The sequence below is a fragment of the Pseudomonas sp. Sample_22 genome (genome assembly GCF_004307635.1).
In the GTDB taxonomy this organism is placed as follows: domain Bacteria; phylum Pseudomonadota; class Gammaproteobacteria; order Pseudomonadales; family Pseudomonadaceae; genus Aquipseudomonas.
Genome location: NZ_RCNY01000035.1, coordinates 92,441 through 100,227, shown reverse-complemented (window position 1 = coordinate 100,227; position 7,787 = coordinate 92,441). Strand labels below are relative to the sequence as shown.

Annotated in this window: 8 protein-coding genes; 3 read left to right on the top strand and 5 right to left on the bottom strand. The window is 58.9% G+C overall.

What is annotated here, in order from left to right:
* Window positions 1-159 precede the first annotated feature (159 nt).
* The 4 genes from D8U73_RS10120 to D8U73_RS10105 all read right to left on the bottom strand — a co-directional run bounded on the left by D8U73_RS10120 (window position 160) and on the right by D8U73_RS10105 (window position 4,947).
* Window positions 160-1,113: a hypothetical protein gene (locus D8U73_RS10120; protein ID WP_056856154.1), complete on the bottom strand. Its 954-nt coding sequence runs from the start codon at window positions 1,111-1,113 to the stop codon at window positions 160-162.
* A gap of 17 nt (window positions 1,114-1,130) precedes the next feature.
* Window positions 1,131-2,846: a proline--tRNA ligase gene (locus tag D8U73_RS10115; protein ID WP_056856153.1), complete on the bottom strand. Its 1,716-nt coding sequence runs from the start codon at window positions 2,844-2,846 to the stop codon at window positions 1,131-1,133.
* Between the two features lie 143 nt (window positions 2,847-2,989).
* Complete coding sequence (locus D8U73_RS10110) at window positions 2,990-4,549, bottom strand: AmpG family muropeptide MFS transporter (RefSeq protein WP_130904382.1); 1,560 nt, start codon at window positions 4,547-4,549, stop codon at window positions 2,990-2,992.
* Between the two features lie 44 nt (window positions 4,550-4,593).
* Window positions 4,594-4,947 carry an MGMT family protein gene (locus D8U73_RS10105; RefSeq protein WP_056856151.1) on the bottom strand — a complete coding sequence of 118 codons (354 nt, stop codon included), beginning with the start codon at window positions 4,945-4,947 and terminating at the stop codon, window positions 4,594-4,596.
* 163 nt (window positions 4,948-5,110) lie between these two features.
* Between D8U73_RS10105 and D8U73_RS10100 the strand changes: the two genes are divergently transcribed.
* Window positions 5,111-6,118 carry a DUF481 domain-containing protein gene (locus D8U73_RS10100; protein WP_056856150.1) on the top strand — a complete coding sequence of 336 codons (1,008 nt, stop codon included), beginning with the start codon at window positions 5,111-5,113 and terminating at the stop codon, window positions 6,116-6,118.
* A gap of 185 nt (window positions 6,119-6,303) precedes the next feature.
* On the opposite strand, the gene D8U73_RS10095 is transcribed toward D8U73_RS10100, so the two are convergent.
* Window positions 6,304-6,513 (bottom strand): cold-shock protein, encoded by a 210-nt coding sequence (locus tag D8U73_RS10095; protein ID WP_002554837.1) that lies wholly within the window; start codon window positions 6,511-6,513, stop codon window positions 6,304-6,306.
* Between the two features lie 353 nt (window positions 6,514-6,866).
* On the opposite strand from D8U73_RS10095, the gene dcd reads away from it, so the two are divergent.
* Together dcd and D8U73_RS10085 are read left to right on the top strand one after the other, a co-directional pair.
* A complete protein-coding gene (gene dcd / locus D8U73_RS10090) occupies window positions 6,867-7,433 on the top strand; it encodes a dCTP deaminase (protein WP_007940589.1) in 567 nt (188 codons plus the stop codon).
* Between the two features lie 105 nt (window positions 7,434-7,538).
* Window positions 7,539-7,748: a hypothetical protein gene (locus D8U73_RS10085; RefSeq protein ID WP_056856149.1), complete on the top strand. Its 210-nt coding sequence runs from the start codon at window positions 7,539-7,541 to the stop codon at window positions 7,746-7,748.
* Window positions 7,749-7,787: the final 39 nt, after the last annotated feature.

Below are 7,787 nucleotides of genomic sequence, written 5' to 3'. Positions count from 1 at the left end.
GGGTTTGAGCTGATGGAGTTGTTTGAGCGTTAGATTTTTCGGTGATTTTCAGGGCCTTATCGCGGGCAAGCCTTGCTCCTACAGGATTCGAGTCGATCAAAATATCGGCGACGACATAAATCCTGTAGGAGCAAGGCTTGCCCGCGATTCTTTCAGGCCTTAATTCGGCCCCGGATCCGCAACCAGCCGCCCGGCATCCTTGGTCAGCGACTTCAGAAATTCGGTCTGCAACTCTGGGTCGTTGCGCGTCAGTTCAATCAGGCTCTGTTCCAGCTCGCTGGCCTCTTCCTCCAGGCCCAATTCCGACAGGCGCTTGACCCGGTGTACCCACTGGCTTACTTCGTCGTCTTCGAGGTCGTCGTAAATCAACCCGTGGGCTTCGAGCAGCTTGCCACGCAAGGTATTGCTGAGGGCGAGGGACGAGTCGGTATGCACGTCGTCCTTGGCGTCCTCGACATTGATCTGCAGCTTGCTCAGATGATTGAGGTCATGTTCGGCGAACGGGCTGTCCAACAGGTTCAGACGCAATACGCCGTTTTTGTCGGTGCTCAGCTCGAAGGTTTCCTTGCCGGCCTTGACCTGCACTGGACGCTCGCTCCATGGCAGGCTCGAGTACTCCGTGCGCTTGTCGAGCTGGACCTCATCGATCCCGGCCAGGTTCTGTTGCGCACGACCATTGGATTGCGTGTTCATGAACGGGTTGAGTCCGGCAAAGCCGTAACTGAACCAGTCCTTGGTCACGCTATCCGGAAGGTTGCCCAGGGCAAACACATTGACCACGTTCGCACCGACGCCACCGACCACCGCTACAGCGCCCAGCGGGATCTCGTAGATTTCCCGCCAGGGTTGGTACGGCGTGTAGCGATCGTAATGGCGCGTGACCTCGAACTCGGTGACTTCGAAGGTCTTTTGCTCGTGGATTTTCACCCGGCGCTGCGGCAGCTCAAGCACCTTGGGCTCACCGACATCGATCTGCAGGCTGTGATCGAGCAATTTGCGCTCGACACGTTCCTCGTGCTCGCTGCGTTGTGACATGTGATTGGCACAGCCGCTGACCAGCAGGGCGCCGCACAGGGCGGCACCACCGAGGCCTAAGGTGTTTCGCTTGAACATGACGTCTCTATCTGGTTTCAGCGGCGGATACGGGCCTGAAGGAAAGGCAGTACGTCGGCGACCGGCAGCGCTTGCGGCTCGGCCTCGGTACGGCTCTTGTATTCCAGGTTGCCTTCGGCGAGGCCGCGGTCGCTGACCACGATCCGGTGAGGAATGCCGATCAGCTCCATGTCTGCGAACTTGATGCCCGGGCTGGTTTTCTTGTCGCGGTCGTCCAGCAGCACTTCGAAGCCGGCGGCAGTCAGTTCTGCATACAGCTTGTCGGTGGCTTCGCGAACCAGGTCGGTTTCATAGCGCAACGGCACCAGGGCGATCTGGAAAGGCGCTAGCGCGTCGCTCCAGATGATGCCTTTGTCGTCGTTGTTCTGTTCGATGGCAGCCGCCACCACGCGGGAAACGCCAATGCCGTAGCAGCCCATTTCCAGGGTCACCGGCTTGCCGTTCTCGCCCAGTACTTCGCACTTCATCGCCTTGCTGTACTTGTTGCCCAGCTGGAAGATGTGCCCGACTTCGATGCCGCGCTTGATTTCCAGGGTGCCTTTGCCGTCAGGGCTTGGGTCGCCGGAAACCACGTTACGCAGGTCGGCAACGGTTGGAACCGGCAAGTCGCGCTCCCAGTTCACGCCGAAGTAGTGCTTGTCGTCGATGTTCGCACCGATGCCGAAATCGCTCATCAGTTCGACCGAACGATCGATGATGATCGGCAGTGGCAGGTTCAGCGGGCCGAGAGAACCGGCACCCGCGCCGATGGCGTCGCGCAGTTCGCTTTCCGAGGCCATGACCAGCGGGCTGGCGACGCCAGGTTGGTTGGCGGCCTTGATTTCGTTCAGCTCGTGATCGCCACGGATGATCAGGGCAATCAGCTTGCCTGGCTCTTCGGCGTGGACCACGAGGGTCTTGATGGTTTTCTCGATCGGCAGGTTGAAGCCTTCGACCAGTTGCGCAATGGTCTTGGCGTTCGGCGTGTCGACCAGACGCAGTTCTTCGGTCGGTGCGGCACGCGAAGTTTCGCGCGGCACGGCTTCGGCTTTCTCGATGTTCGCCGCGTAGTCGGAACCGTTGCTGAAAACGATGTCGTCTTCGCCGGACTCAGCCAGCACGTGGAACTCGTGGGAACCGGCGCCACCGATGGAGCCGTTGTCAGCTTCTACAGGGCGAAACTTCAGGCCCAGACGGGTAAACACGTTGCAGTACGCCTGGTGCATGCGGTCGTAGGTGACCTGCAGCGACGGCTGGTCAGCGTGGAACGAATAGGCGTCCTTCATGATGAATTCACGGCCGCGCATCAAACCGAAGCGTGGGCGGATTTCGTCACGGAATTTGGTCTGGATCTGGTACAGGTTGATCGGCAGCTGCTTGTAGCTGCTCAACTCGTTGCGCATCAGATCGGTGATGACTTCTTCGTGGGTCGGGCCGGCGCAGAAATCGCGACCGTGGCGATCCTTGAAGCGCAGCAATTCAGGGCCGTACTCTTCCCAGCGACCGGATTCCTGCCACAGTTCAGCCGGTTGCGTGCTCGGCATCAACACTTCGAGCGAGCCGGCGGCGTTCATTTCTTCACGAACGACGGCTTCGACCTTGCGCATCACTCGCAAGCCCATCGGCAGCCAGGTGTACAGGCCCGAGGCAAGTTTGCGGATCATGCCGGCGCGCAGCATCAGCTGGTGGCTGATCACGACCGCGTCGGAAGGCGTTTCTTTCTGTGTGGCGAGCAAAAATTGACTGGTGCGCATGGTTGGCCGTTATCGATTGCTGATGACGAGAAATGACGGAGCATTGTACGGGCGAGATCCGCTGTCGTACAGGCGTGCGGTCGGCGGTGTGGCGGGAGGGCGGGAATCGCTGCGCCCTCCAGGTTGTTTCCTGCAGATTCTTCCTACGATTCTTCCGCTACCTGCGTCGGTACGGGTTCCGGTGTGGGGGTCGGACCCTCGCGGCGACTTTCCTGGAACCAGTGCAAGGCGATCAGCACCAGCGTCGGAACACCCAGCAGGGCAGTGATCAGGAAGAAATTGTGGTAGCCGAATTTTTCCACCATGACCCCGGAGTAACCGCCGATCAGGCGCGGCAGCAAGAGCATGATCGAGCTGAGCAGGGCGTATTGGGTGGCGGAGAATTTGAGGTTGGTCAGGCTCGACAGATAGGCCACGAATGCCGAGGTCGCAAGGCCGGAACTGAAGTTGTCCAGTGAAATGGTCAATACCAGCATGTTCAGGTTGGCACCCATGTCGGCGAGCATCAGGAACAGGATGTTGGTCCCAGCGGAGGCCACGCCGCCGATGAACAGGATCGGCAGGATGCCGAAACGCACGATCAGCAGGCCACCCATGCCGGCACCCACCAGGGTCATGATCAGGCCAAAGATCTTGCTGACGCTGGCGATCTGGTCTTTGGTGAAACCCTGGTCGATATAGAACACGTTGGCCATCACGCCCATGACCGTGTCGGACATCCGGTAAGTGGCGATCAGGCCAAGCAGCAGCAGCGCTTGCCAGCGATAGCGAAGAATGAAGTCGTTGACCGGAGTCAGCACCGGCGCCAGCCCGCGACGGCCCATGGCTGACAGGCACAGGGCGGTGAGCGTGGTGTAGAGGATTGCCCGCAGGAAGGCGCGGTCCTGGAGCAGCAGGTCAAGCGGGCTCACACCTTCGAACAGCACGCTGGCGAAGTCGGTGTTGTAGAGCTGGGTGAACATGGCCGGCACGGAAACCAGCAGTACGATCAGAACGAACACCGAGGCCAATTGATGCACGAAACTGTAGCGTCCGGCCTGCAATTGCGTGCGCAGCGGCACGGGCGGTTCGCGCATGAACAACGAGGTCAGCAGCGCCGGAACCATCAAGGCGCCGAACAGCAGGTACGTGCCGGCCCAGGCGGAGTGCTTGTAGTTGAAGCCGGTGGAGCCGAAACCTTCGGCGAAGAACAGCGCGCCGGCCGTGGCCAGCAGCGCCGCGATTCGATAACCGGACATGTAGCTGGCGGCCAGGGCAGCCTGGCGATTGTCTTCGGCGATTTCCAGGCGATAGGCGTCAACCGCAATATCCTGCGTCGCCGAGGCGAACGCGACCACTACAGCGATGGCGATCAGCCAGGACAAATGTTTTTGCGGGTCGCAAAAGCCCATGCCGACCAGGCCGAGGATCACCAGTGCCTGGGAAAGCACCAGCCAGGAACGTCGACGACCGAGCTTGCCGAGCAAGGGCAGGCGCCATTGGTCGAGCAAGGGCGACCAGACCCATTTGAAGGCGTAGGCCAGGCCGATCAGGCTGGCGTAGCCGATGGTCTCGCGCGCCACGCCGGCTTCACGCAGCCAGACGGAAAGCGTCGAGAACACCAGCATGTAGGGCAGGCCGGCGGCGAAACCCAGCAATAGCAGTACAAGCGTCGAGGGGCTGGCATAGGCAGCGAGCGCGGCGCGCCAGGTTTTACGGGGCATGGGCTGGAGTCTGCCTCAAGAAATACGGAAACAAAGCGCGCACTCTAACCGCTGTGCTCTACCGGGCGCCACCCATGGCGCTGAATATCAACACGATTATTCAGGATACTGATGCCCTCCATGCGCAATCGCGCGCGTTGTTCATCCCCCGACGGGCTGCCAACGGGGAGGCTGATGCGCCCTCCGGCGCCAAGTACGCGGTGCCAGGGTAGCTTGCTGTCTGCGGGCAGTTGGCTCAGGGTCCGTCCGACCCAGCGCGCGGCCCGGCCCAAACCGGCCAACTCCGCCAACTGACCGTAGCTCACCACTTTGCCTTCGGGCACTTGGGCCAGGGTCAGATAGAGCGCCGTGCGTCGGATTTGCGCTGCGCTTTCGGGTTCAGCTTCTGTTTCGGTCACGTGCGCAGTCCCTGAAAAAAATTACAGTACCGTCCGTAGAGTAAATCCTCGATCGCCAATTGAGAAATGAACTCAATAGAAATAGTCGGGTCAGTCCTTGCTAGGGCCTTATTCCTGCGGATAATGCCGACTTTTTTTCGCGAACCTGAGCCTGTATTTGCTTATGTTGTCCAGAACCCTGCTGTGCCTCGCTGTCGTCAGTGCCTCCACTCCTTTGCTCGCGGATACCGTCTGGTTGAAGAACGGTGACAAGTTGAGCGGCAAGATCATCCTGTTCGATGGCGGCAAGCTGCTGGTTCAGACCGAGTATGCCGGTGCCGTGCCGATCGATTGGAACAAGGTGAAAACCCTGGAGAGCGATCAACATCTGCTGGTCAAGCAGGATGCCTACACCGGGGAGGTGGCCAAGTCGCTGCACGCGGCGGAGGATGGCAAGGTAACTCTGGCCAACGGTGATGCGCCCAAGACGGTGGAGCTGGCGAGCATTCAGCAGATGCTCAAGCCCAAGCCTGTCGTCGAGGATCTGGTCTGGAAAGGCAACATTGATGCAGCTCTGGATTACCAGCGCGCCGACAAGGACACCGACGATTACGATGTCGACTTCAAGACATCCGCGCGTCATGGTCGCTGGCGCCACATTGCGGAAGGCGAGTACAACCGCGAGTTCCAGGACGATGTGGTGACTACGGACAACTGGCGGGCCGAGTACTCCCTCGACCGCTTCCTGACCGAAAAGTGGTTCTGGCAGGGTCGACTGGTCTATAAGCGGGACAAGGTTGAAGACCTGTCCCGTCAACGCACGGTCGGTACCGGTCCGGGTTACCAGTTCTGGGATAACGAGCTGGGGGCGTTCTCCCTCGGCTCGCTGATCAACCGCACGGATTATCAATTTGCCGACGGTAGTAAGGACAACTTTTATTCCGTGGCAATGAAGTGGGATTACAACCGCTATCTGATCGGCAAGAAAGTCGAATTCTTCACCAATGGCGAGGTGGGCAAGCCACTGTCCGGCGTGGCCGAGTATGCGCTGGATGCCGAGATGGGCTTGCGCTACAAGGTGACCGACTGGGCTTCGCTCAATCTCAAGGCTGAACGCGACATCGTCGATGGTACGCAAGAAGCAGACCTGGACAAGACCCGCTACACCGCAGGATTTGGTGTGACCTGGTAAACCCGTTTCCACATCTATAACCCATCGCGGGCAAGCCTCGCTTCTACAGAGTCATTGGATATCTGCAGGAGCGAGGCTTGCCCGCGATGGCGTCAGCGCAATCAAAAGCTCTTGGCCGACAAAACACTCGCCCACAAAAAAGCCCCGCTTTTGAGGGCGGGGCCTTTTGCTAAAGCAAGTACAAGTTAGATAACTTGAACTTCTTCAGCTTGCATGCCTTTCTGACCGCGGGTAGCGATGAAAGAAACCTGTTGGCCTTCTTTCAGGCTTTTGAAGCCGTCGGATTGGATAGCTTTGAAGTGAACGAACAGGTCGTCACCGGATTGTGGAGTGATGAAGCCGAAGCCTTTTTCATCGTTGAACCACTTAACGGTACCGGTTTGGCGATTAGACATGGTGTAACTCCTTGAACAAAGATAACTGCGACTCAGGAAGAACCCTGGCCGAGACTGAGTGCAAAGAGCAGGAAAAATTCTTGTAGATGGTTGGATCGAAATTCAACATATCGTGTAGAGATTCTCAGTGACACAAGCAGCACAGTGGCGCCACCTTAACCCTTTTTCCGAGACGTGCCAATGCTTCTTGCGAAGGTTTCTCGGTTTTCGTGATCGACGGTGCATCGTATTGCTTCGAAGGTCCGTAATTTCGGCAGGATCATCGAGAATTGCGCCCAGTGCTTTGAACCCGGCGGCGCGCCCCGGTAAGATGCCGGACAGATTTTTTCCACCTCGCTATTCAGGACACCGCCATGAGCATCAAATCGGACAAGTGGATTCGCCGCATGGCGCAAGAGCACGGCATGATCGAGCCGTTCGTAGAGCGCCAGATGCGTGGCAGCGACGATAGCCGTGTGATCTCCTACGGCGTGTCCAGCTACGGCTACGATGTGCGTTGCACCAATCATTTCAAGGTGTTCACCAACATCAACTCCGCCATCGTCGACCCGAAAAACTTCGATGCCGGCAGCTTCGTCGATATCCACAGCGACGTGTGCATCATCCCGCCGAACTCCTTTGCCCTGGCCAGCACCGTCGAGTACTTCCGCATCCCGCGCAATGTATTGACCATCTGCCTGGGTAAAAGCACCTACGCGCGTTGCGGCATCATCGTCAACGTCACGCCGCTGGAGCCGGAGTGGGAAGGCCACGTGACCCTGGAGTTTTCCAACACCACCAATCTGCCGGCGAAAATCTACGCCAACGAGGGCGTGGCGCAGATGCTGTTCCTCGAATCCGACGAAGAGTGCGAAGTGTCCTACAAGGACCGTGGCGGCAAGTATCAGGGCCAGCGTGGCGTGACCCTGCCACGGACCTGAGTCAACCGTCCGACAAACCGTGGGAATTCCTGAGCGAGCGTACACTCTATGGAGTGTACTTCCGATCCGCGCAAGGCAGATCGGGCCATCGCTCAGGAGTGCTTTATGAAGATCGACCCGCAAATAAGTGCCGAACTGGCAAGGCTCGAGCCCAATCAGGTTGGCGTTTTAGCCTGGTCCTTGCTGGCACACCCGACGATCAGCATGGCAGGGGGCATTCCCGGCCAGCCTGATCCTGATACGCCCAACGAACAACCTACCGAGCCAGGTGAGCCGACGCTTCCGGACGAACCGCCTCCCGCGCCTGTGGCCTGATCAACACCGGACCGCTGTCTGTAGGAGCGAGCCTGCTCG

Excerpts from the sequence above, each read along its gene's own strand:
- dcd (WP_007940589.1), top strand. The coding sequence starts at position 6,867 with ATGAGCATCAAATCGGACAAGTGGATTCGCCGCATGGCGCAAGAGCAC.
- D8U73_RS10100 (WP_056856150.1), top strand. The coding sequence starts at position 5,111 with ATGTTGTCCAGAACCCTGCTGTGCCTCGCTGTCGTCAGTGCCTCCACT.
- D8U73_RS10120 (WP_056856154.1), bottom strand. The coding sequence starts at position 1,113 with ATGTTCAAGCGAAACACCTTAGGCCTCGGTGGTGCCGCCCTGTGCGGC.
- D8U73_RS10110 (WP_130904382.1), bottom strand. The coding sequence starts at position 4,549 with ATGCCCCGTAAAACCTGGCGCGCCGCGCTCGCTGCCTATGCCAGCCCC.
- D8U73_RS10115 (WP_056856153.1), bottom strand. The coding sequence starts at position 2,846 with ATGCGCACCAGTCAATTTTTGCTCGCCACACAGAAAGAAACGCCTTCC.
- D8U73_RS10095 (WP_002554837.1), bottom strand. The coding sequence starts at position 6,513 with ATGTCTAATCGCCAAACCGGTACCGTTAAGTGGTTCAACGATGAAAAA.
- D8U73_RS10085 (WP_056856149.1), top strand. The coding sequence starts at position 7,539 with ATGAAGATCGACCCGCAAATAAGTGCCGAACTGGCAAGGCTCGAGCCC.